This is a genomic window from Curtobacterium sp. Csp1 (assembly GCF_013347185.1).
Genome location: NZ_CP054594.1, coordinates 4,084,059 through 4,105,302, shown reverse-complemented (window position 1 = coordinate 4,105,302; position 21,244 = coordinate 4,084,059). Strand labels below are relative to the sequence as shown.

Sequence of the window (21,244 nt, the reverse complement as noted above, 5' to 3'; positions counted from 1 at the left end):
GGCGTCGAGCGTCACGACGAGGTCCTCGGCTGGGGTGTCGCCCGCCCGCAGGTACGGGTGCGCCCCCACCGCGAACGGCGCCCGGACGCCCGAGCGGTTGACGATCGTGTGCGTCACCCGGATGCCGTCCTCGACGAGCTCGTGGTGCACGCGGGTCTCGAGCGTGAAGGGCCAGCCGTGCTGCGGGTGGACCGTGGCCTGCTGCTCGATCGCCGACTCGGTCTGCGAGACGACGCGGTACGGCGAGAACCGGAGCAGGCCGTGCGAGGCGTTGCCGTACTTCGGCTCCGAGACGTCGAGTTGCTGCCGCTTCCCGTCGAGCTCCCACACGGCGCCGGCGACCCGGTTCGGCCACGGCACGAGCACGATGCCGTCCGCGCCGGGCGGGGCCGAGGTGACGGGGAAGGGCTCGGTCAGGTCGAAGCCAGCGACCCGGAGCTCGCGGATGCCCGCGGCGACCTCGGTGACGGCCTCGACGACCCCGTCCTGTCCGGCGTGACGGAGGTGGTACTGCCCCCCGGTGGGTGCTGCTGCGGTCATGCGGCCGTCCCCGTCGGCGACGACGACCCGGACGCCCGCCGCCCGGATCGGGGCGACCGCGTCCGCCGTGGTGCCGGCGGTGACGACGACGTCGATGTCCTGGAGCGGACGGACGACACCGAGGTGTACCCGGCCGAACTTCGAGCCGTCCGCCACCACGACGGTACGCCGGGCCGTCGCGGCGAGCATCCGCTTCGCCTCGGTCTCCGGCAGGTTGACGTTCGTCAGACCGTGCGGGCAGCACGGCACCCATGAACGGCGCGACGAGCGAGTGCTGGAGCGGCCGCAGGGTCCCGCCGGTGACGACGACGGTGAACCGCGGCACGGCGGGTTCGAGCGTGAGGGCCGTGGTGAGCGAGTTCGTCACGATCGTCAGGTCGGCCAGGTCCGCCCGCGCCACGAGCGCCGTCGCCACCGCAGCCGGGGTCGTGCCGACGTCGAGCACGACGCACTGGCCGGAGCGGACGAGGTCGGCCGCCGCGCGGCCGATGGCCGCCTTCTCGACCTGGTGCTCGACCGCGGTCTCCTCGAGGGGCCGCTCGCCGGAGGTGACCCCGAGGCGGACGGCACCGCCGCGCACCCGCCGGATCCGTGCCTCCAGTTCGAGCGTGGCGAGGTCCTGGCGGACCGTCACCTCACTCGTGCCCAGGGCCGCGGCCAGGGCGGCGGTCCGGACGAGTCCGGGCGCGCCCTCGACGATGGAGACGATGCGGTCCTGCCGCAGGGGTGCCGGGAGGGCGCCGGCGAGGAAGGACAGATCGTCAGCGCTCACGGTTGCAGTTTCGCGCACTTACGGAGACTTTCGCAACTGACGACGCTCGCCGACGGCCGCGAGCTCATCTACTTCGACGACGCCGACACGCAGCTGCCCGCCGAGCGCAGCCCCCGACCCGAGACCGCGCGGATGCGGCAGGACGTCCTGACGGGCGAGTGGGTGTCGATCGCGGCGAGCCGGCAGAACCGAGTGTTCCTGCCGCCCGCCGACCAGGACCCGCTCGCGCCGCAGACGGCCGCGAACCCCTCCGAGATCCCGAGCCGGTACGACGTCGCGGTGTTCGAGAACCGGTCGCCGTCGTTCGGGCCGCTGCTCGAGGCCGAGGACGCCCCCGAGTCGCTCGAGTCGCTGTCCGACGTCGGCCTGAACCGCCAGCTCGCATCCATCTCCGAGTCGCGTGCCCGCACCGTGGTCGAGGCGTGGGCGGACCGCACCGCCGCACTCTCGGCCCTGCCCGGCATCCAGCAGGTGTTCCCGTTCGAGAACCGCGGCGAGGCGATCGGCGTCACGCTGCACCACCCGCACGGGCAGATCTACTCGTACCCGTACGTCACCCCGCGCACGCAGCGCCTGCTCGCGTCGATCGAGCGCTTCGGTCCGGACCTGTTCGAGCAGCACCTGGCGAACGAGCGGAGCTCGGATCGCGTCGTGCTGCAGGGCGAGCACTTCACGGCGTTCGTGCCGTTCGCCGCGCGCTGGCCGATCGAGGTCCACATGCTCCCGCACCGGCACGTGCCGGACTTCGCCGGGCTGGACCCGCGGCCTCGACGCGCTGTACGACACCCCCACGCCGTACATCGCCGCCTGGCACCAGGCGCCGGTGCACGTCGCGCGGGACACCGTGCGCCTGATGCTGCAGATCACCTCGCCGCGTCGGGCGACGGACAAGTTGAAGTTCCTGGCCGGCAGCGAAGCCGCCATGGGCGCCTGGATCGGGGACCTCGTGCCCGAGAAGGCGGCCGAGTTCATCCGAGGAGGGATCGAACGCGCATGACGTTCCAGCAGGTCTACGGGTACGAGCCGTCGGTGCGGTACTCCGCGCCGGGTCGGGTCAACCTGATCGGCGAGCACACCGACTACAACGACGGGTACGTCCTGCCCTTCGCGATCGACCGGCGGACCGTCGCGTCGATCGGGCAGCGGGACGACCGTCTGCTCCGGGTCGCGTCGGCGTTCGAGCCCGACGCGGTGCACGAGCTCTCCCTCGACGAGCTCGACCCGTCGCGCATGAGCGGCTGGTCGGCGTACGTCTTCGGCATCGCGTGGGCGCTCCGCGAGCAGGCCGGTGCGGACCTGTCCGGCAAGTCCGTCGTCGAGCGCCGCGATCGAGTGCGGCGTGGCGCTGGCGTTCACCGACCTGTGGGACCTCGGCCTCTCACGCAAGCAGCTGGCCCGCGTCGGGCAGTACTCCGAGAACCACGCCGTCGGTGCCCCGACCGGCATCATGGACCAGTCGGCGTCGCTCCTCGGCGAGCAGGACGCGGTCGTGTTCCTGGACTGCCGGACGCTCGACACCGCCGTGGTGGACCTGGCGCTCGAGTCGAACGGCCTCGAGGTCCTGGTGATCGACACCCGCGTGGAGCACGCGCACGCCACCGGCGGCTACAAGGCCCGGCGCGACTCGTGCGAGCGCGGCGCGGCAGCGATGGGCGTCGAGGCGCTGCGCGGAGACCTTCCGTCGCGTCCGCCACATCGTGACCGAGGACCAGCGCGTCCTCGACACGGTGCGCACGCTGCGCGAGCAGGGACCGCGGGCGATCGGGTCGCTGCTCGTCGCCTCGCACGAGTCGATGCGTGACGACTTCGAGATCTCGGTGCCGGAGCTCGACCTGGCGGTCGAGACCGCGATGGCGCACGGTGCGGTCGGCGCGCGGATGACCGGTGGCGGCTTCGGCGGTGCGGCGATCGCGCTGGTCGACCAGGAGGCCCGTGGCACGATCACGGACGCCGTCACGGCCGCCTTCGCCGCGACCGGGTACCGTGAGCCGAACGTGTTCACGGTGCACGCGGCGCAGGGCGCCCGGCGCGACTGACGCGCGGCGGGCGCGGGCGGCGCGGCGCGGGCGGCGCGGCGCGGCGCCCGCGGCGCGGCGATCGCGGCGCGGCGCCCGCGGCGCGGCGATCGCGGCGCGGCGATCGCTTTCGCACAACCAGAAGCAGCTCGCGCCACGGAAATCCGTGGCGCGAGCTGCTTGCGGTTGTGCGAAGGGCCTCGCCGCGGCGGCGCCGGCTAGTGCAGGTGGCGCTCGGCGGCCTCGACGACGTTCTTCATGAGCATCGCCCGGGTCATCGGCCCGACGCCGCCCGGTGTCGGCGAGAGGAACCCCGCGACGGACGCCACCGCGGGGTCGACGTCGCCGTGCAGCTTCGCCTTGCCCGTGTCCTGGTCCACGATGCGGCTGATGCCCACGTCGATCACGGCCGCCCCGGGCTGCACCCAGTCCGGCTGGACGAGCCGGGCGACCCCGGCCGCGGCGACGATGATGTCCGCGCGACGGCACTCGGCGGCGACGTCCTCGGTCAGCGAGTGTGTCAGCGTGGCCGTGGCCTCGAGCCGGGTGAGCAGCAGCCCGAGCGGGCGGCCGACGGTGAGTCCCTGCCCGATGATCGTCACGTGCTGGCCGCGGATCGGGACGTCGTAGGCCTCGAGCATCGCGACGATGCCGCGCGGGGTGCACGGCAGCGGGGCGTCGATCGTGCCCGCACCGCCGGGGACCGCGAGGACGAGCTCCCCGAGGTTCGTCGGGTGCAGGCCGTCGGCGTCCTTCGCCGGGTTCATCAGCTCGAGCATCGGGATCGGGTCGATGCCCTGCGGCAGCGGGAGCTGCACGATGAACGCCGTGACCCGGGGGTCGTCGTTCATCTGCAGGATCGCCGCACGGATGTCGGCGGCACTCGCGGACGAGGGCAGGTCGATGCGGACCGAGTCGAGCCCGATCTGCGCCGAGTCCTTGTGCTTGCCGGCGACGTACGACACCGAGCCCGGGTTCTGCCCGACCATGATCGTGCCGAGACCGGGTCGGAACCCGTGGTCGTGCAGCCGGTCGATCCGGACCTTCAGGTCGTCGAGCGTGCGGGCGGCGAGGGCGGTGCCGTCGATGCGGACGGCACTGCCCTCACCCGCCCAGCGCTCGCGCGGCAGGGGCGCGATCGAGGGCGCGGCGCTCACGCGTACAGCGGGAACGCGTCGGCCAGCGCCTTCACCCGGGCCGAGAGCGCCGCGATGTCCGGGTTCGGCATGAGCGTCAGCGCGATGATGTCCGCGACCTCGGTGAACTCGGCGTCGCCGAACCCGCGGGTCGCCAGCGCCGGGGTGCCGATGCGGACACCGGAGGTGACCATCGGCGGGCGCGGGTCGAACGGCACGGAGTTGCGGTTCACGGTGATGCCGACCTGGTGCAGCAGGTCCTCGGCCTGCTTGCCGTCGACCTCGGACTCGCGCAGGTCGACGAGCACCAGGTGCACGTCGGTGCCGCCGGTGAGGACGTCGATGCCGGCGGCCTTCGCGTCGGCCTGCGTGAGGCGGTCCGCCAGCAGACGGGCACCGCGGAGCGTGCGCTCCTGGCGGTCCTTGAACTCGGGCTGCGCGGCGAGCAGGAACGCGGTGGCCTTGGCGGCGATCACGTGCATGAGCGGACCGCCCTGCTGGCCCGGGAACACGGCCGAGTTGAGCTTCTTGAAGAGCGACTCGTCGTTGGACAGGATGATGCCCGAGCGCGGACCGGCGAGGGTCTTGTGCACGGTCGACGACACGACGTGGGCGTGCGGCAGGGGCGACGGGTGCAGGCCCGCGGCGACGAGGCCCGCGAAGTGCGCCATGTCCACCCAGAGGGTCGCGCCGACCTCGTCCGCGATCTCGCGGAACTTCGCGAAGTCGAGCTGGCGGGGGTAGGCCGACCATCCGGCGATGAGCACCTTGGGCTGGTGCTCGACGGCCTTGGCGCGGATGTCGTCGTAGTCGACCTCGAACGTCTCCGGGTCGACGCCGTACGACACGGCGTTGTAGATGCGGCCGGAGAAGTTGAGCTTCATGCCGTGGGTCAGGTGACCGCCGTGCGCGAGCTCGAGGCCCAGGATGGTGTCCCCGGCGGAGGCGATGGCGTGCAGGACCGCGGCGTTCGCGCTGGCGCCGGAGTGCGGCTGGACGTTCGCGTACTCGGCGCCGAACAGGGCCTTCGCCCGGTCGATGGCGAGCTGCTCGGCGACGTCGACGAACTCGCAGCCGCCGTAGTAGCGCTTGCCCGGGTAGCCCTCGGCGTACTTGTTCGTCAGGACGGACCCCTGCGACTCGAGCACGGCGCGCGGGACGAAGTTCTCGGACGCGATCATCTCGAGGGTGTCGCGCTGGCGGCCGAGCTCCTGCTCGAGCACCTTGGCGATCTCGGGGTCGACCGCGCTGAGCGGGGCGTTGAACGTCGACTGCGTGGACGCAGCGGGCAGATCGGTGATGGACACGGGACTCCTCGTTGTCTGTTCCGTCGCGCGCGTGCACGACGAGGTGGACTGGTGGGCGCGGCCCAGGCGTACGGCCGCGCTCCGTGTCAGGTGTCGCTCCCCGATGGTGACCCATCCAACGCCAGTCGCGACCCGTCGATCGTACCGAGCCGGTCGGTTCGTGTCACCCTTGTCGCATGACCCTGAGCAGCCCGGAGCTCGACGAACGCACCGATCTCCGCGCCCGGTACGACGTGCCGTGGACGACGGTGGTGTGGGACGACCCGGTCAACCTCATGTCCTACGTGACGTACGTCTTCCAGAGCTACTTCGGCTTCAGCCACGACCGCGCGGACCACCTGATGCGCCAGGTGCACGTCGACGGGCGGGCGATCGTCGCGAGCGGCGCGCGCGAGGCGATGGAGCGCCACGTCGAGGCGCTGCACGGCTTCGGCCTGCAGGCCACGGTCGAGCGGGCGCCGGGAGGAGACGCGTGATCCCGTTCGTGCGGCGGCGGGACGGCGTGCACCTCGGCCTGTCCTCCGGCGAGCGCGCCCTGCTCGCGAGCCTGACGGAGCAGCTGCAGCAGGTGCTCGACGGCGACCTGACGGACGACCCGGTCGCGTCGCGGATGTTCCCGGACGCCTACCCGCAGGACCCCGAGGCGAGCGCCGAGTTCGCGCAGTACACGCGGTCGGACCTGCTGGCGCAGAAGACCACGAACGCCGGGGTCGTCCTGGCGTGGGCGACCGGGGCGCGGGACGGCGTGGAGCGGCTCGGCATCGTCGACGCCGCGACCGAGGAGTCGTCGTACACCGGCGACGCCGGTGTCGGTCTGCGGGACGTCTACGACTGGCTCGGGTTCGTGCAGGAACACCTGGTCGCGACGCTCACGTCCGCGCGCTGACGACCGGCCGGGAGGCACGGGGCACGTCCGCCCCGCACCTCACCCGAGCAGGTCGTCGCGGTGGTCGGCCGCCCACGCCCGGAGCGGGCGCGGCGCGGTCCCGGTGATCCGGGCGACGTCGTCGCGCATCACGTCGACGCCGTCGAGACCCCGTCGGAGCACCCGCCCGAACTGCTGGCGGAGGCCCTCGGCCTGCCAGGCGGGCACGCCGCCGGCGCGGACCACGGCGCGGTACACGCGGCTCGGCAGGTGCAGCGGCCGGACGCGTCGCCCGAGGCCGGCGGTCAGCTCGACGGCGATGCCGTGCGCGTCGAGGGACGCCGGGCCGGTGAGCACCGGTTCGGTGCCGTCGTGCCGATCCACCCGGCGCGGCCGCGGCCGGTGGTGTGCGGGAACCAGCCGCGACGGATCGCCGGCGCGGAGGGCAGCAGGTTCGTCATGAAGGCCGACGGGTGCAGGATCGTCCACGCCGTCCCGCATCGGGGAGTGCTCGGCGGCGTCGCCCCCGGACAGGTGCACGACCCGCGGGACCCCCGCGCACTGGGCCGCCCGGACGCCGGTCGCCCCCTGCTCGGCCTGCCGCTCGCTGACCGGGGTGACGAGGAAGAACCGGTCGACGCCGTCGAGCGCCCGGGTCAGGGCGTCGAGGTCGTCGAGGTCCGCGAGCCGCGCGTCGACGCCCCGTGCACGGAGCCGCTCGGCCTGGTCTTGACGGCGGACGACGGCGCGAACCTGGACACCCTCGGCGTGCAGCAGCTCGAGGGTCTTCCCGCCGACGTCGCCGGTGACCCCGGTGATGGCGATGGTCTCGGTCACGGTGCTCCTCCTTCGGTATCAGTTTCCTGTTACTCGACGGTACGCCGGTACCATCGGTGCGTGTCCAGCGACTTCTCGGTGACCCACGACGACGTGGACGCGATCGCCGCGTGGACGGTCGTCCGTGCCGCGCGCGAGCTCGCCCGCCGCCTCGACGAGGAACTCGCGCCCCTCGGCCTGACCCCCGTCGGCTTCGGCGCACTCGTGCAGCTCGCCGCCGCCGACGAGCTCAACCAGGCCGAGCTCGCGCGGGCGGTGGGGGTCCGCGCGCAGAGCATGGGCAGCCTGGTCGAGTCGCTCGCGACGCGGGGACTCGTGGCGCGCGGTGCTGCACCCGGTCGGGGACGAGCCTCCCGGCTGCACCTGACGGACGCCGGACGCGAGCTGCTCGCCGCGGCCTGGCCACGCGTCCTGGCCAGCAACACGTGGTTCCCCGACGGCGGCGAGTCGGTGGCGCGCGCCCTGCGCCCCTTCACGACCGACGGGACGGTCAGCGGACGGGCGGACGGACTCGCCTGAGCCCCGACAGGACTGCAAGGTAGCCTTGCAAGTTCTCCTGCGGGAGGAGTACCGTTCCGGTGTGGAATCATCCGAGGAGCTCGCCGGCGACCTGCTCAGACCGCCGCGCTCGGCCGGCTGCTGCGCCACGGTGAGTCCACCGTCGCCGACCTCGCCCGTGCCGAGGGCGTCCGACCGCAGTCCATGGGCGCGACCGTCCAGGCACTCGTCGACCTCGGACTGGTCGAGCGCCGACCGGACCCGGACGACGGCCGTCGGACGCTCGTCCGCGCGACGGACACCGGCTCCCGCGCCCGCGAGGACGCCTGGGCCACGCGCGCCCGCGTGCTCGCCGACCGGCTCGCGGCCCCCGCTCACCGAAGCCTGACCCGGAAGAAGCCCCACCACGTCCACCTCGACCTCCCCCACGCCCACCGTCGCGTCCCCGGACGGCGGCAGCGGCTTCGGCCCGAAACTGCTGATCCCGGTCCTGGTCGGGCCGCTCCTCAACCCGATCAACACGACGATGGTCTCCGTCGCCCTCGCGCCGATCTCGCGGGACCTCGGCATCGGGGCGTCGCAGGCGATCTGGCTCGTCGCCGCCCTGTACCTGGCGAGCGCGGTCGCCCAGCCCACGATGGGGAAGCTCGCCGACCGGTTCGGGCCGAAGAAGGTCTTCCTGGCCGGGCTCGTCGTCGTCGGCGTCGCCGGGGTCGTGCCCGAGGTCCTGACCGGGTTCGGTGGTGCCGTGACCGCGCGCGTGCTCATCGGCATCGGTACCTCGTCGGCGTACCCGGCGGCGCTCACCACGCTGCGCCAGCACTCCGCACGGATCGGGAAGCCCACACCGCCCCTCGTGCTCGGTGCGCTGTCGATCACCTCGCTCGTGTCCGCCGCAGCCGGACCGCCCCTCGGCGGTGCGCTCATCGCGCGGCCTTCGGGATCGTCGTCGCGGCGATGTGGCTGCCCTCCGACCGGCTCCGCCCGCAGGACACCGACCGGGTGCCGGTCCGCACCGCGCTCGACCCGGTGGGCATGCTGCTGATGACCGGCGCGGTCTCGGCCCTGCTCGTGTTCCTGCTCGACCTGGCCGCCGGGCTCTGGTGGCTGCTCGCGGCGGCGCAGCCGTTCGTCGACGTCCGGCTGCTTGTCCGGAACGGCGCGCTGTCCCGGACCTACGCGCGGCTGTTCCTGACCTACCTGCTCGCCTACACGATGACCTACGGGTTCTCGCAGTGGGTGCAGGACGTGGCGGGCTACCCGAGCGACGTCGCCGGGTACCTGCAGCTGCCCGCCGCGGTCGTCGCCGGGGTCGTGTCGTTCCTCGTCGCCCGCAAGACCGCGATCCGCGGGCCCCTCGTCGTCGCGGCGCTCACCCCCCTGCTCGGTGCCGGGCTCCTGCTGCTCCTGCACGCCGGGTCGCCCCTCGTGCTGCTGCTCGTGGTGCCGGCACTGTTCGGGGTGCCGCAGGCCCTGGCGTCCGTGTCGAACCAGGCGGCGCTCTACAGGGTCGTGCCGTCGGAGTACATCGGGACGGCCGCCGGGCTGTCGCGGACCAGCATCTACATCGGCGCGATCGCGGCGTCCTCGCTGATCGGCGGCGTGTTCGGACAGGCGCCCACCACGCCGGACCTGCACGTGCTGGCGTGGGTGATGCTCGGGGTCGGCGTGCTCCTCAGCGTGCTGACGCTCGCCGACCGGGCGCTCGCCCGGGCGACCACGCGCTGACGGGGGGCGGCGGAGCGGGCGGGCCACGGGCCTCCCGTCAGTGCGCGGCGGCTGCCCGGCGGCCGTGATGTCCCGACCCGGCGTCCGATACCCGCCGGAACGTGCCCACCCCGGCCGCGCACCAGACCCCGACGCACTGGACCCTCACGCTCGTCTGCGACGACCGTCCCGGGATCGTGCACGCCGTGTCCGGAGCCGTCGTGGCGGCGAACGGCAACATCACCGAGTCGCAGCAGTTCTCGAGCGCCGACACGAACACGTTCTTCATGCGCCTGCAGGTCATGGCCCCCGTCGACCGGGCGGCCTTCGAGCAGGCGCTCGCCCCCGTGGTCGAACGCTACGACGCCCGCGTCCAGCTCGACGTCGTCGGCCGGCCGATGCGCACGCTCGTGCTCGTGTCGAAGGCCGGGCACTGCCTGAACGACCTGCTCTACCGGCAGCGGGGTGGGCAGCTCCCGATCGAGGTCCCGCTCGTCCTGTCGAACCACCCGGAGCTCGCCGGTCTGGCGTCGTTCTACTCCGTCCCGTTCGAGCACCGGCCCGTCACCGACCCGGCCTCGAAGCAGGCGATGGAGCAGCGCATCCTCGACGCCGTCGACGAGCACGACATCGAGCTCGTCGTCCTGGCCCGCTACATGCAGATCCTGTCGCCGGAGCTCTGCGCGGCACTGCAGGGTCGGGCGGTCAACATCCACCACTCGTTCCTGCCCGGCTTCAAGGGGGCGAACCCCTACCGGCAGGCGCACGCCCGCGGCGTCAAGCTCATCGGTGCGACGGCCCACTTCGTGACGAGCGACCTCGACGAAGGCCCGATCATCGAGCAGAACGTGGTCCGGGTCGACCACACCAAGGACCCGTCCGAGCTCGTGTCCATCGGCCAGGACGAGGAGTCCCGCACGCTCACCCAGGCGGTGCGTTGGATCGCCGAGGACCGCGTGCTCCTCGACGGCGCCCGCACGATCATCTTCAAGTAGGACCACATGACGAACGCACCGCAGAGCCCGGTCGACTGGGGCGAGGTCCCGCCGCCCACCGAGCCGGCCGCATCCCGTCGGCCGTCCCCGCCCGTGTCCGCGTGGACCGTGCTGCGGGTGGTCGTGTGCGCGTTCGGCCTGCTGTCCCTGGCGTACTGGGGCTACCTGGCGTGGCCGTTCCCGTTCCCGGGCGTGCTGTTCATGGTCGGGGCGCCGCTGTGCCGATCGACACGGACGTGGTCGGCAAGGTGATCGTCGAGGTCGCACTCGTCATCGCAGCCGGTGCGGCGTGGGTGTCGCTCGGGCACCCGGTGGTCGGACTGGTCTTCATCGTGGTGGCCGCGCTGTCCGGGGTGGTCGCGTTCCGTCGGGAGACGGCGTGAGCGACGTGTCGGGTTCGGGTTCCGTTCCGGGCTCCGGCCTGGAGGCGGCTGGGTCCTGCTCGCCGGTGCCGTCATCGAGGCGGTCGGCTCCGGCCCCGCAGCACCCGAGGCGACGGAGGTGCTCGACCTCGGTGACGCCGTCCTGACGCCCGGGTTCGTCGACCTGCACGGCCACGGGGGTGCCGGCGCCGCCTACGAGGACGAGGCGTTCGACGCCGCCCTCGCCGTCCACCGCGCACACGGCACGACCCGCTCGGTGCTGTCCCTCGTCGCGAACCCGCTGCCCTCGCTCGTGGCGTCCCTCGAGCGTATCCGAACCGTCGCCGCGACCGACCCGCTCGTCCTCGGTGCCCACCTCGAGGGACCGTTCCTGTCGCCGCACAACAAGGGCGCGCACAACGAGTCGTTCCTGGTCGACCCCACGCCCGACGTCGTCGACGCCCTCCTCGACGCCGGCGCCGGGGTCCTCCGCCAGGTCACCATCGCGCCGGAGCTGCCGGGGGCGATCGACGCCGTCCGCCGGTTCGTCGACGCCGGGGTGGTCGTCGCCGTCGGGCACACCGTCTGCTCGTACGACCAGGCCCGTGCCGCGTTCGACGCGGGCGCCACACTGCTCACCCACGCGTGCAACGCCATGCCGGGGTTGCACCACCGGACGCCGGGCCCGATCGCCGCGGCACTCGAGGACGACCGGGTGACGCTCGAGCTCATCCTCGACGGTGTGCACGTGCACCCCGCGGTCGCCCGGGTCCTGCTCCGCGGGGCACCGGGGCGGGTCGCGCTCATCACGGACGCGATGGCCGCGGCCGGGTCGCCGGACGGCTCGTACGCGCTCGGGTCGCTCAGCGTCGAGGTGGTGGAAGGCGTCGCGCGGGTCGCCGGCACGGACACGATCGCCGGGTCGACGCTGACCCAGGACCGGGCGCTGCGACTCGCCGTGGCGGAAGCAGGGGCGTCGCTGCCCGACGCCGTGGGAGCGCTCACCTCCGTCCCCGCCGCCGCGCTCGGGCTCGGCGACCGGCTGGGTCGGATCGCGCCCGGGTACGCGGCCGACCTCGTGGCGCTGTCACCCGAGCTGCACGTGCAGCGGGTGTGGGGCGCCGGGGAGCACCTGCCCTGACCACACGGCGCTGGCGACCCGGCGCTGACGAGCGGGCGGCGCTCGTTCAGGCGGGTGCGAGGACGGACAGCAGGCGGAGCCGCTCGTGGCTCACCGTCCCCGGTTCCGCCGTGTAGACGAGCAGCACGTGGGCCTGCTCCGGGTCGAGCAGCATCTGGCACTGCAGCTCGAGCCGCCCCACGTCGGGGTGGTCGTAGCGCTTCACCGAACCCGGGACGAGCCCGACCTCCTGCTCGTCCCAGAGCGCCCGGAACTCCTCCGAACGCTCGAGCAGCGCCGTGGCCAACCCGGCCGCGGTCGACCCGGGGCCCCGACGCGCGGCGATCTCGCGGAGCGACGAGACGTAGAGCCGCCCCGTGGCGTCCCGGTCCTCCGGGGGGAACAGGGTGCGGGCGTCCGGGTCGGTGAACCACCGCCAGCCGATCGACCGCGCACGTCCCTGCCGCTCGCGCGCGTCCCCGAACAGCGCCGCCGCCAGGGGGGTCTGCAGCAGGGTCTCGCCGAGCTCCGACACGACCTCGGCCGGGGTGTCGACGAGCCGGTCGAAGATCCGCATCATGCCCGGGCCGACGTGGTCCGTCCCGGCGCCGTGGTCCGGCGGTCGGTGCCCGGCCAGGCGGAACACGTGGTCCCGCTCGGCCCGGCTCAGGTGCAGTCCCTGCGCGATCGCGGCGACCATCTGCTCGGACGGGTGCGGCCCGGTGCCCCGCTCGAGCCGGGCGTAGTAGTCGGCCGACATGTGGCAGAGCGTCGCGACCTCCTCGCGTCGCAGGCCGTCGGTCCGACGGCGCTGGCCCGGCGGCAGGGAAGGCGCCCAGTCCCGGTCGATCGATCACGTGCCCATCATCGCGGGACACGGACCCGGGAGCCACGGTCCGACAGGTCCTGGTTCGACCGGCGGCGCCGCGGCACGCTGGGGACGACCCGGGACGACCGGGGGCCGACGACGAGGAGCACACCGTGCCGAGACGACCGATCGAGATCTCCCTCCCCCGCCTGGACGGGCAGACCGCCGTGGTGACCGGTGCCAGCGACGGGATCGGCCTGGGCATCGCCACCGCCCTCGCCGGAGCCGGTGCGGCGGTCGTCCTGCCGGTCCGGAACACCGCCAAGGGCGAGGCCGCGCGGGCCCAGGTGCTCCGCGAGCACCCCGGTGCCTCGGTGACCCTCGGGACGCTCGACCTGTCGTCGCTCGACTCCGTGCGCGCCTTCGCCCGCTCGATGGTCGACGCGGGGACCCCCGTCGACCTGCTCGTGGGCAACGCGGGCGTGATGACCCCGCCCGAGCGGCAGACGCCCTGGTCGCCGGGCTCCTCCCCCTGCTGCGCGCGGCGCGCGGCCACGTCGTCTCCCAGATCAGCGTCGCGGCGCGGAGCGGCTCGGTGCACTGGGACGACCCGAACTGGGAGCGCAGCTACCACGGCATGCGTGCCTACCAGCAGTCGAAGGTCGCCTTCGGGCTCTTCGGGCTCGAACTCGCCCGACGCAGCCGCCGGCACGGCTGGGGTGTGACGAGCAACCTCGCGCACCCCGGCGTCGCGCCGACGAGCCTGCTCGCCGCCCGTCCGGAGCTCGGCCGTTCCGGGGACACCGCGTCGGCCGGCACTGCTCGCGGCGACCGACCCGGCCGGCCGCGACGGCGCGCTCCACGGTCCGCTCGGCCCCGGGAACGTCGGCGGCGCCCCGGGCCGGCACGCGCTCTGGCGACCGCTGCGGAGCGAGGCGGACGCGGCGCGGGTGTGGGACCTGTCCGAGGAACTGACCGGCGCGACGTTCGCCTGACCAGTGCCCGCGGTGCCAGGCTGGGCACATGAGCGTCATGGTCTCGCCGTTCGATGCCCACCGCGACCGCACGAGCGAGAAGTACACCGCGTACCCCGCCGACGTGCTGCCGATGTTCGTCGCCGAGATGGACTCCGTGCCCGCCGAGCCGGTCCGGGACGCCCTCGTGCGGGCCGTCACGAACGGGGACACCGGGTACGTCGGGCACACGCGGGTGCTCCCCGAGGTGTTCGCCGACTTCGCCGGGCGCCGGTGGGGGTGGGAGGTCGACCCGGACCTGGTCCGCACGACGACGGACGTCTCGGTCGCGGCGGTCGAGGTGCTCCGCCGGGTCATCGCCCCCGGTGACCAGGTCGTCGTGATGCCGCCCGTCTACCCGCCGTTCTGGGACTACGTGCGCGAGGCCGGCGGCACCGTCACCGAGGTGCCGCTGCTCCCGCCGGCCGGCGACCCGGACCCGTACGACACGACGGCCGGCTGGCGGATGGACCTGGACGGCATCGCCGCGGCGCTCGCGGCGGGTGCCCGGACGGTCCTGCTCTGCAACCCGCACAACCCCCTCGGCCTCGTGCACGCCCGGGAGGCACTCGTCGCGCTGGCCCGGCTCGCGGCGGAGTGGGACGCCGTGGTGGTGTCCGACGAGATCCACGCGCCGCTCACCCACGCCGACGCGGTGTCCCTGACGAGCGCGAGCAAGGCCTGGAACCTCGCCGGGACGAAGTGCGCGCTCATGGTCGGCGCATCGGACCGTGCCCGCGGGTGGTTCGACGGCCTGCCGGTCGAGGTCGTCGAGCGGACCGGGATCCTCGGCTACACCGCGAGCGTGGCGGCGTTCCACGACGGTGAACCCTGGCTGGCGTCGCTGCTGGCCGAGCTCGCCGCGAACCGACGGGTCCTGGCCGAGGAGCTCGGGACGGCACTGCCCGGTGCCGGGTACCGGCAGCCGCAGGCGTCCTACCTGGCGTGGCTCGACCTGCGGGCGCTGCCGTGGGGCGACGAGCCCGCTCGACTCCTGGTCGACCAGGCGAAGGTGGCGCTGTCGAACGGGCGCGACTTCGGACGCCAGGGCACCGGGCACGCCCGGCTCAACTTCGGCTGCTCCGAGGAGACGCTGCGCGAGGGCCTCGCGCGCCTGTCCGCCGCCCGCTGACCCGAGCCCGGGCCTGGAGCCCGTGCCCGCGCCGGGGCGTCACTCGAACCGCTGCCACTCCGGCTTGTGGTTGTACGTGTACCGGTAGTAGTCGGCGAGCTGCAGGCCGGCCGCCGCTTCCTCGTCGACCACCACGGTGGCGTGCTCGTGCAGCTGCAGCGCCGACCCCGGCACGAACGACGACAGCGGCCCCTCGACCGCCGCGGCGACCGCGTCCGCCTTCGCCGCCCCCTGCGCGACGAGCACGAGCTCGCGCGCCTCGAGGATGGTGCCGAGCCCCTGCGTCATGCAGTGCGTCGGGACGTCGTCGAGCGAGTCGAAGAAGCGCGCGTTGGCCTCGCGCGTGGACGGCGCGAGCGTCTTGATCCGCGTGCGGGACGCGAACGACGAGGTCGGCTCGTTGAACCCGATGTGCCCGTTCGCGCCGATGCCCAGGATCTGCACGTCGACCCCGCCGGCAGCCCGGATGGCGGCGTCGTACTCCTTCGCGGCGAAGGCCAGGTCGGTGGCCCGGCCGTCGGGCACGCGGACGCGCGCGGGGTCGAAGCCGAGGGGCTCGACGACGTCGCGGGCGATCACGGACGCGTACGACTCGGGGTGGTCGAGCGGGATGCCGACGTACTCGTCGAGGGCGAACCCGCGGGCCTGGGCGAACGAGACCTGCCCGTCCTGCACGCGACGGCGCAGGTCGGCGTAGATCCCCTGGGGGCTCGACCCGGTGGCGAGCCCGACGACGGCGGACGGCTTCTCGGCGACGACCGAGGCGATCTTGGCGGCGGCGACGCGACCGACCTCGGCCGGCGAGGACAGGATGATGATCTCCACGCGCCCACCCTACTGGTCATGACCAGTTCGCAACAGGGTTCGTCGGTAGCGTGGGGGCATGCCCACCCCCGAGTACGTCCTGTCCCTGCGCGAGAAGATCGGCACCGACCTGCTCTGGCTGACCGGCGTGACCGCCGTGGTCACCCGTGGCGAGGGCGCCGACCGCGAACTCCTGGTCGTCCGACGTGCCGACACCGGGGCGTACACCCCGGTCACCGGGATCGTCGACCCGGGCGAGGAACCCGCGGTGGCGGCCGAGCGCGAGGTCCTCGAGGAGGCCGACGTCGTCGCGGTCGCCGAACGCCTGGCGTGGGTGCAGGTCCTGCCCGAGATGACGTACCCGAACGGGGACCGTGCGCAGTACCTCGACCTGGTCTTCACGTGCCGGTACGTGTCCGGCACGCCGGCCCCGGCCGACGGCGAGAACACCGAGGCGTTCTGGGCACCGCTCGACGCGCTGCCCGCGATGAGCGCGGACATGCGGGCGCGGGTCGCCGCGGCGCTGTCCGGCGAGCAGGCGGCGCGCTTCGAGCGCTGACGCGCACCGGACGGGAGGCACGGTGCGGGCCCGCCACGCGCCTCCCGTGGACGACGGCGCGGGTCGCGCCCCCGAGGGCTACGCGATCGGGGCGGTCGCGACCGGGGCGCCGAGCAGCCGGAGCGCGACGGCGTCCCCGGCGGTGCGGCGGTCGCCGACCTCGTGCTGGACGGTCACGACGGTGTCGTCGTCGAGCCGGACCGTGGTGCGCCGGATCGACCCGAGGAAGCTCGACGCGACGACGGTGCCGGTGACCCCGTCGGACGCGAAGGCGACGTCCTCCGGCCGGACGTAGGCGAGCACCGGGCCGTCCACCGCCCCGGTGTCGAGCGCCGGCACGCGGAATCCGTACACGAACACGTCGCCGCCGCGCAGGTCCCCGCGGAGCCGGTTCGACTGCCCGACGAAGTCCGCCGTGAACGCCGAGGTGGGGGTGCGGTACAGCTCCTCCGGCGTCCCGACCTGCTCGACGTCCCCGGCGTGCATCACCGCGATCCGGTCGGAGACGGCGAGCGCCTCCTCTTGGTCGTGGGTGACGAACACGGTCGTGATGCCGAGGTCGCTCTGGATGCGGCGGATCTCGTCGCGCAGGGTCACCCGGACCTTGGCGTCCAGGGCGGAGAGCGGCTCGTCGAGCAGCAGGACCCGGGGGCGGGTGACGAGCGCCCGGGCCAGGGCGACGCGCTGCTGCTGGCCACCGGAGAGCTGGTGCGGGTACCGGTCCGCGAACTCGCCGAGGTGCACCATGTCGAGCGCGTCGACGACCTGGGTGCGACGCTCGGCGGCGGGGACCTTCCGCATCTCGAGGCCGAACGCGACGTTCTGGCGCACGGTCATGTGCGGGAACAGCGAGTACTGCTGGAACACCATCCCGATGTCGCGCTGGTTCACCGGGGTCTGCGCGACGTCGATGCCGTCGATGCGGATCGCGCCGGCGTCGATCGCCTCGAGCCCGGCGAGGGCCCGGAGCGCCGTGGTCTTGCCGCAGCCGGACGGGCCGAGGAGCGAGACGAACTCCCCCGGCTCGATGCGGAGGGACAGCCCGGCGAGGGCGCGGTGCGTGCCGTAGTGCTTCTCGACGGCCTCGAGCTCCACGGTCGCGCCCTCGGTGACGAGGGACGACGGGGCGGCGGGCGCGGTGACGGTCATGCGGACTCCTTGGAGCGGGACCGGCGGGACGTCCCGACGCGGCCGATGAGGACGAGCAGCACGAACCCGAACAGCAGTGCGGCGAGCGAGAACACCGCGGCGACGTACGGGTCGGTCCCCTGGACGAGCAGCAGCGCGACGGTGATCGTGAGGAAGCACGCGGCCGTGATGCCGCGGCGGAGGTTCGGCAGCAGGATCCGCCACGTCACGGTCCACCACGAGGCACCGAGCGAGCGGGCCGCCTCGGACAGGGTGGTGACGTCGACGGCGGTCAGCGCGGTCGCGATCGGGCGGAACGCGAACGGCAGGGCCACGATCCCGATCGCGAAGGACAGCGTCCACGCGTCCGAGCCGAGGAGCTGCGCGACCACCTGGTACACGGGGATGAACCCGACGACGAGCACGACCAGGGGCACCGTGATCGGGACCAGGCAGACGAACTCGAGCACCCGCCGCAGCCGCGGGTACCGCAGCGCCGTGACGACCTGCGCGGGCAGGAGGACGAACAGCACGATCGCCACCGTGATGACGGCGATGAGCAGGGACGCGGACAGGCCGTCGAACACCGGCTGGTAGGTGCCCGCGTTCGCCGGGTCGAGGATCGCGGCGTAGTGCGCGAGCGTCAGCGACCCGTCGGTGCCCTGCCGGAACGTGAACTGCAGGAGCGCGAGGAGCGGGACGGCGAACACGAGGCCGACCACGCCGAGCACGATCGCAGCGGTGACCCGTGACGGGGCGACGCCGAAGCGGCGGACGCGGGGCGTGCCTCCCGGCCGGGTCACCCGACCACGGGACGGACGCGTGCCGACGGCGGTCACCGCTGCCACCGCGCAGCCCGTCGCTGGAGCAGCGAGTAGGCGCCCATCACGACCGCCATCACGACCACCATGCCGAGGGCGAGCACCCCGGCGACGTTCTGCAGGCCGATGATCGTCTCACTCGTGAGCTGCGCGCGGATCGTCAGCGGGACGATGCCGCCCTGCGAGATGAGCGCCGCGGCGGTCGCGAACGACGAGAACGCGTTCGCGAACAGGAGCAGCAGCGACCCCCAGAAGGCCGGCGCGAGCACGGGCAGGGCGATGCGGCACCAGTACGTGGCGCGGGAGGCGCCCAGCGTGGCCGCGGCCTCGCCCCACTGGGTCTTGACGCCCTCGAGGGCGGGCATGAACGTGAGGACCATGAGGGGCACCTGGAAGTAGACGTACGGCAGGACGAGTCCGGGGACCGTGTACAGGAACGCACCGTTCGCGTTGAGGTCGACGCCCGCCGCGGACACCAACCACGTGGTGACCAGCCCCTGGACGCCGATCGTGGCGATGAACGCGAACGCGAGCATCACGCCGCCGAACTGGGCGAGGACACTCGCGGCGGCGTCGATCATCGAGCGGACCAGGCCGTCCGGTCGGAGCGCGGCGAGCGCCCAGCAGACGAGGGCCCCGATCACGGCGCCGAGCACCGCGGAGACGGCGGACAGGCCGAACGAGCCGCCGAAGGCACGGAGGACGGACGGGTCCGCGAACGCGGCGAGGTTCGCGAGCGTGAACGCGCCGTCGCCCGTGAAGAACCCGCTGCTGACCGCGATGACGGCCGGCACGGCGAGGAACAGCAGGACGTAGACGGCGAAGGGGGTGAGTCCGAGCCAGGCGAGGCCGGGGCCGCGGCGGGCGCGGAGGCCCGCCGCGGCCTTGGTGGTGGTGCGGGTCCCGAGGCCGGCACCGGCGGCGGGGGCGGTGCTCGTGGCGGCCGGGCCCGCGGTGACGGCGGCCGTGCCCACCGTTCCCGGTTCCGGGCCGGGCGTCCCGGTGCTGCGCGCTCCCGCCGCTGGTGCCGTGGTCACGGGACTAGGACCCCATCGTGGCGGACCACTTGGCCGCCAGGACCTTCGCGGCCTCGGTGACCTGCGCGTCCGTCAGCTCGACGTAGTCCTTCGGCATGCCGCCGGCCTGCTCGAGGGCGTCCTTGTCGACCTTGCCGGACTGCTCCATGGCGGCGAGGGTCGACGGGAAGGCACCGGCCTGCAGGTACAGGTTCTGCGCCTCGGGGCTGGCGATGTACTCCTGCCAGAGCCGCGCGGCCGCCGGGTGCGGGGCGTCCTTGTTGATCGCCTGCGAGTAGTACGAGCCGAGGGCCTGGCCCTCGGGCACGACCGTCTTCCAGTTCTCGTTGCCGCTCGCGCCGGCCCACCCGAGGCCACCGTCGCCTGCGAGGGCAGCACGTTCTGGAAGTTGCCGGCCTGCTTGAGCTTGCCGAAGAACTCGACGCCCTTGGTGATGTCGTCCGCGGAACCGCCGTTCTCGAGCGCTGCGAGGTAGACCGCGGAGGCGGCCTGGTTCGCCTGCGTGGGGTCCCCCGCGATCGAGACCTTCCCCTTGTACTCGCTGCCGAGCAGGTCGTTCAGGTCCTTCGGCGCCTGCTTGATCTTCGAGGAGTCGTAGCCGATCGACATCAGGCCCGTGTAGTCACGGGTCCACTTGCCGTCCTTGTCCTTGAGGGTGTCGGGGATGTCCGACCAGTTCGCGACCTTGTAGTCGGTGAGCAGCCCGAGATTCTGCTGCATCACCGCGTTGCCGAGGTCGAGCACGTCGGGGGCGGTGGACTGGCCCTTCTGCGACTTCACCGCGGCGATCTCGTCGGCGCTCGACCCGTTGGGGTTCGCCGAGTTGATCGTGATGCCGGGGTACTTCTTCTCGAAGCCGTCGATGATCTTGCCGTAGTTCGCCCAGGTCGGCGGGAGGGCGATGACGTTGAGCTTGCCCTCGGCCTTCGCGGCCTTGACGAGGGCGTCCATGCCGCCGGCGGACTGGGCGCTCGTCGCGGTCTTCCAGTCGGTGTCGCTCGACGTCGACGCGCTGCTCGTCGCCGAGCAGCCGGCGAGGGTGACGACTGCGGCGGCGGCCAGGGCGAGGCCGGCCAGGGTGCGGGCTGTGGGGTGGGGTGCTGCGGGTGCGGTTCGGGCGGGCCGGTGGGGGCGGCACCGCGTTCTGGACGATCGTGGACGGGGCCGGTTTCCGAGCAGTGCTGCGGTGGTGAACGGTGGCGGAACATCGCTTGTTCGCTCGTTCCCTTGTTCGCTCCGGTGGCGCGTCCGCGCTGATGGCGCGTCCTCGGTCTGGAGGCACGGATGCAGTTCACGACGACGGTCCTGCAGGCGCGGAAGACCGCCACCGGGACCCGCCGGAGGTCGTCGCAGCGCTCGGCGGGGTCGACCGGCCGTGGTGGTCACGATCGACGGGGGCTACACCTACCGGTCGACGATCGGGGTCATGGGCGGCCAGTCGCTCGTCCCGCTGTCGGCCGAGCACCGCACCGCCGCGGGGGTGGCTGCCGGGGACACCGTCGAGGTCACGCTCGAGGTCGACACGCTCCCGCGCTCGGTCGAGGTGCCGGACGACCTGGCCTCGGCGTTCGAGGAAGCCGGCGTCCGTGCCGCCTTCGAGACCCTGTCGAACTCACGGCCCCCGAGACCCGCCAGCGCCGCATCGACAGGGCCGCTGCCGCACCGATCCGCGCGAGGTCGGCCGATCCGCGCGTAGGAGACCGAATCGCTCGTAGGGTGTCGTTCGTTCCTGCCCCCTGTGCGCGGAACGTCCTCCGATGTCGGGTGCGATGGGCTCGAACGCCCGGC

Annotated in this window: 21 protein-coding genes, 6 pseudogenes and 1 riboswitch; of the genes and pseudogenes, 16 read left to right on the top strand and 11 right to left on the bottom strand. The window is 73.3% G+C overall.

What is annotated here, in order from left to right; all coding sequences use genetic code 11:
* Both HUN58_RS19785 and HUN58_RS20825 read right to left on the bottom strand, forming a co-directional pair.
* Nucleotides 1-729, bottom strand: a pseudogene (locus tag HUN58_RS19785) (hypothetical protein); the annotation flags it as partial.
* Nucleotides 730-853: 124 nt separating this feature from the next.
* Nucleotides 854-1,312 (bottom strand): annotated as a pseudogene (locus HUN58_RS20825) (DeoR family transcriptional regulator); the annotation flags it as partial.
* Between HUN58_RS20825 and HUN58_RS19775 the strand changes: the two are divergent.
* Both HUN58_RS19775 and HUN58_RS19770 read left to right on the top strand, forming a co-directional pair.
* Nucleotides 1,298-2,309 (top strand): annotated as a pseudogene (locus tag HUN58_RS19775) (galactose-1-phosphate uridylyltransferase). The pseudogenes HUN58_RS20825 and HUN58_RS19775 sit on opposite strands and share 15 nt — an antisense overlap.
* Nucleotides 2,306-3,348: pseudogene (locus tag HUN58_RS19770) on the top strand (galactokinase). The pseudogenes HUN58_RS19775 and HUN58_RS19770 overlap by 4 nt, the downstream one beginning before the upstream one ends.
* Nucleotides 3,349-3,545: 197 nt before the next feature.
* Here HUN58_RS19770 and HUN58_RS19765 read toward each other — a convergent pair.
* Entirely contained in the window at nt 3,546-4,484 is a 939-nt protein-coding gene (locus tag HUN58_RS19765) for a tetrahydrofolate dehydrogenase/cyclohydrolase catalytic domain-containing protein (protein ID WP_254631571.1), read from the bottom strand.
* The gene (glyA, locus tag HUN58_RS19760; protein ID WP_302691048.1) at nt 4,481-5,764 is read right to left on the bottom strand and encodes a serine hydroxymethyltransferase; all 1,284 of its coding nucleotides are present in this window, start codon (nt 5,762-5,764) and stop codon (nt 4,481-4,483) included. Before glyA ends, HUN58_RS19765 begins: the two co-directional genes overlap by 4 nt.
* Before the next feature lie 59 nt (nt 5,765-5,823).
* Nucleotides 5,824-5,909: riboswitch (ZMP/ZTP riboswitch) on the bottom strand.
* 37 nt (nt 5,910-5,946) lie between these two features.
* Here glyA and clpS point away from each other — a divergent pair.
* Both clpS and HUN58_RS19750 read left to right on the top strand, forming a co-directional pair.
* The gene (clpS, locus tag HUN58_RS19755) at nt 5,947-6,246 is read left to right on the top strand and encodes an ATP-dependent Clp protease adapter ClpS (RefSeq protein ID WP_180224589.1); all 300 of its coding nucleotides are present in this window, start codon (nt 5,947-5,949) and stop codon (nt 6,244-6,246) included.
* On the top strand, nt 6,243-6,656 hold the full coding sequence (locus HUN58_RS19750; protein ID WP_208745695.1) for a DUF2017 family protein: 414 nt from the start codon (nt 6,243-6,245) through the stop codon (nt 6,654-6,656). Before clpS ends, HUN58_RS19750 begins: the two co-directional genes overlap by 4 nt.
* A gap of 39 nt (nt 6,657-6,695) precedes the next feature.
* Here HUN58_RS19750 and HUN58_RS19745 read toward each other — a convergent pair whose 3' ends face one another.
* Nucleotides 6,696-7,472 (bottom strand): NmrA family NAD(P)-binding protein, encoded by a 777-nt coding sequence (locus HUN58_RS19745; protein WP_208745694.1) that lies wholly within the window; start codon nt 7,470-7,472, stop codon nt 6,696-6,698.
* 60 nt (nt 7,473-7,532) lie between these two features.
* Here HUN58_RS19745 and HUN58_RS19740 point away from each other — a divergent pair, with 60 nt between their 5' ends.
* The 8 genes and pseudogenes from HUN58_RS19740 to nagA all read left to right on the top strand — a co-directional run bounded on the left by HUN58_RS19740 (nt 7,533) and on the right by nagA (nt 12,175).
* A complete protein-coding gene (locus HUN58_RS19740) occupies nt 7,533-7,991 on the top strand; it encodes a MarR family winged helix-turn-helix transcriptional regulator (RefSeq protein WP_180224587.1) in 459 nt (152 codons plus the stop codon).
* Nucleotides 7,992-8,003: 12 nt separating this feature from the next.
* A pseudogene (locus HUN58_RS21225) lies at nt 8,004-8,264 on the top strand (MarR family winged helix-turn-helix transcriptional regulator); the annotation flags it as partial.
* A 181-nt stretch (nt 8,265-8,445) separates the two neighbouring features.
* On the top strand, nt 8,446-9,015 hold the full coding sequence (locus HUN58_RS20375) for an MFS transporter (protein WP_368075811.1): 570 nt from the start codon (nt 8,446-8,448) through the stop codon (nt 9,013-9,015).
* On the top strand, nt 8,973-9,698 hold the full coding sequence (locus HUN58_RS20370) for an MFS transporter (protein WP_217488563.1): 726 nt from the start codon (nt 8,973-8,975) through the stop codon (nt 9,696-9,698). Before HUN58_RS20375 ends, HUN58_RS20370 begins: the two co-directional genes overlap by 43 nt.
* A gap of 101 nt (nt 9,699-9,799) precedes the next feature.
* Nucleotides 9,800-10,672, top strand: coding sequence for a formyltetrahydrofolate deformylase (purU, locus tag HUN58_RS19725; protein ID WP_208745693.1), 873 nt, complete (start codon nt 9,800-9,802; stop codon nt 10,670-10,672).
* A 6-nt stretch (nt 10,673-10,678) separates the two neighbouring features.
* Nucleotides 10,679-10,924: a hypothetical protein gene (locus HUN58_RS19720; protein ID WP_208745692.1), complete on the top strand. Its 246-nt coding sequence runs from the start codon at nt 10,679-10,681 to the stop codon at nt 10,922-10,924.
* A complete protein-coding gene (locus HUN58_RS19715; RefSeq protein ID WP_208745691.1) occupies nt 10,891-11,055 on the top strand; it encodes a hypothetical protein in 165 nt (54 codons plus the stop codon). The genes HUN58_RS19720 and HUN58_RS19715 overlap by 34 nt, the downstream gene beginning before the upstream one ends.
* Before the next feature lie 55 nt (nt 11,056-11,110).
* The gene (gene nagA / locus HUN58_RS19710) at nt 11,111-12,175 is read left to right on the top strand and encodes an N-acetylglucosamine-6-phosphate deacetylase (protein WP_208745756.1); all 1,065 of its coding nucleotides are present in this window, start codon (nt 11,111-11,113) and stop codon (nt 12,173-12,175) included.
* 46 nt (nt 12,176-12,221) lie between these two features.
* On the opposite strand, the pseudogene HUN58_RS19705 reads toward nagA, so the two are convergent.
* Nucleotides 12,222-12,980 (bottom strand): annotated as a pseudogene (locus HUN58_RS19705) (helix-turn-helix transcriptional regulator); the annotation flags it as partial.
* A 155-nt stretch (nt 12,981-13,135) separates the two neighbouring features.
* Here HUN58_RS19705 and HUN58_RS20990 point away from each other — a divergent pair.
* A complete protein-coding gene (locus tag HUN58_RS20990) occupies nt 13,136-13,687 on the top strand; it encodes an SDR family NAD(P)-dependent oxidoreductase (protein WP_368075783.1) in 552 nt (183 codons plus the stop codon).
* A 298-nt stretch (nt 13,688-13,985) separates the two neighbouring features.
* Nucleotides 13,986-15,107: an aminotransferase class I/II-fold pyridoxal phosphate-dependent enzyme gene (locus HUN58_RS19695; protein ID WP_208745690.1), complete on the top strand. Its 1,122-nt coding sequence runs from the start codon at nt 13,986-13,988 to the stop codon at nt 15,105-15,107.
* A 39-nt stretch (nt 15,108-15,146) separates the two neighbouring features.
* On the opposite strand, the gene nagB is transcribed toward HUN58_RS19695, so the two are convergent.
* Nucleotides 15,147-15,932, bottom strand: coding sequence for a glucosamine-6-phosphate deaminase (gene nagB / locus HUN58_RS19690; protein ID WP_114849417.1), 786 nt, complete (start codon nt 15,930-15,932; stop codon nt 15,147-15,149).
* A 58-nt stretch (nt 15,933-15,990) separates the two neighbouring features.
* Here nagB and HUN58_RS19685 point away from each other — a divergent pair, with 58 nt between their 5' ends.
* On the top strand, nt 15,991-16,470 hold the full coding sequence (locus tag HUN58_RS19685; RefSeq protein WP_114849416.1) for an NUDIX domain-containing protein: 480 nt from the start codon (nt 15,991-15,993) through the stop codon (nt 16,468-16,470).
* A 78-nt stretch (nt 16,471-16,548) separates the two neighbouring features.
* Here HUN58_RS19685 and HUN58_RS19680 read toward each other — a convergent pair whose 3' ends face one another.
* From HUN58_RS19680 to HUN58_RS21220, 4 genes are all read right to left on the bottom strand, one after another.
* Nucleotides 16,549-17,619, bottom strand: coding sequence for an ABC transporter ATP-binding protein (locus HUN58_RS19680; protein ID WP_180224582.1), 1,071 nt, complete (start codon nt 17,617-17,619; stop codon nt 16,549-16,551).
* Nucleotides 17,616-18,401 carry an ABC transporter permease gene (locus HUN58_RS19675; protein ID WP_208745689.1) on the bottom strand — a complete coding sequence of 262 codons (786 nt, stop codon included), beginning with the start codon at nt 18,399-18,401 and terminating at the stop codon, nt 17,616-17,618. The genes HUN58_RS19680 and HUN58_RS19675 overlap by 4 nt, the downstream gene beginning before the upstream one ends.
* Nucleotides 18,402-18,433: 32 nt before the next feature.
* Nucleotides 18,434-19,228 (bottom strand): ABC transporter permease subunit, encoded by a 795-nt coding sequence (locus HUN58_RS19670; protein ID WP_254631667.1) that lies wholly within the window; start codon nt 19,226-19,228, stop codon nt 18,434-18,436.
* A gap of 300 nt (nt 19,229-19,528) precedes the next feature.
* Nucleotides 19,529-20,407: an ABC transporter substrate-binding protein gene (locus tag HUN58_RS21220; RefSeq protein WP_368075781.1), complete on the bottom strand. Its 879-nt coding sequence runs from the start codon at nt 20,405-20,407 to the stop codon at nt 19,529-19,531.
* Nucleotides 20,408-20,831: 424 nt separating this feature from the next.
* Here HUN58_RS21220 and HUN58_RS19660 point away from each other — a divergent pair, with 424 nt between their 5' ends.
* Nucleotides 20,832-21,152 carry a DUF1905 domain-containing protein gene (locus tag HUN58_RS19660; RefSeq protein ID WP_254631570.1) on the top strand — a complete coding sequence of 107 codons (321 nt, stop codon included), beginning with the start codon at nt 20,832-20,834 and terminating at the stop codon, nt 21,150-21,152.
* The last annotated feature ends 92 nt before the right edge of the window (nt 21,153-21,244 follow it).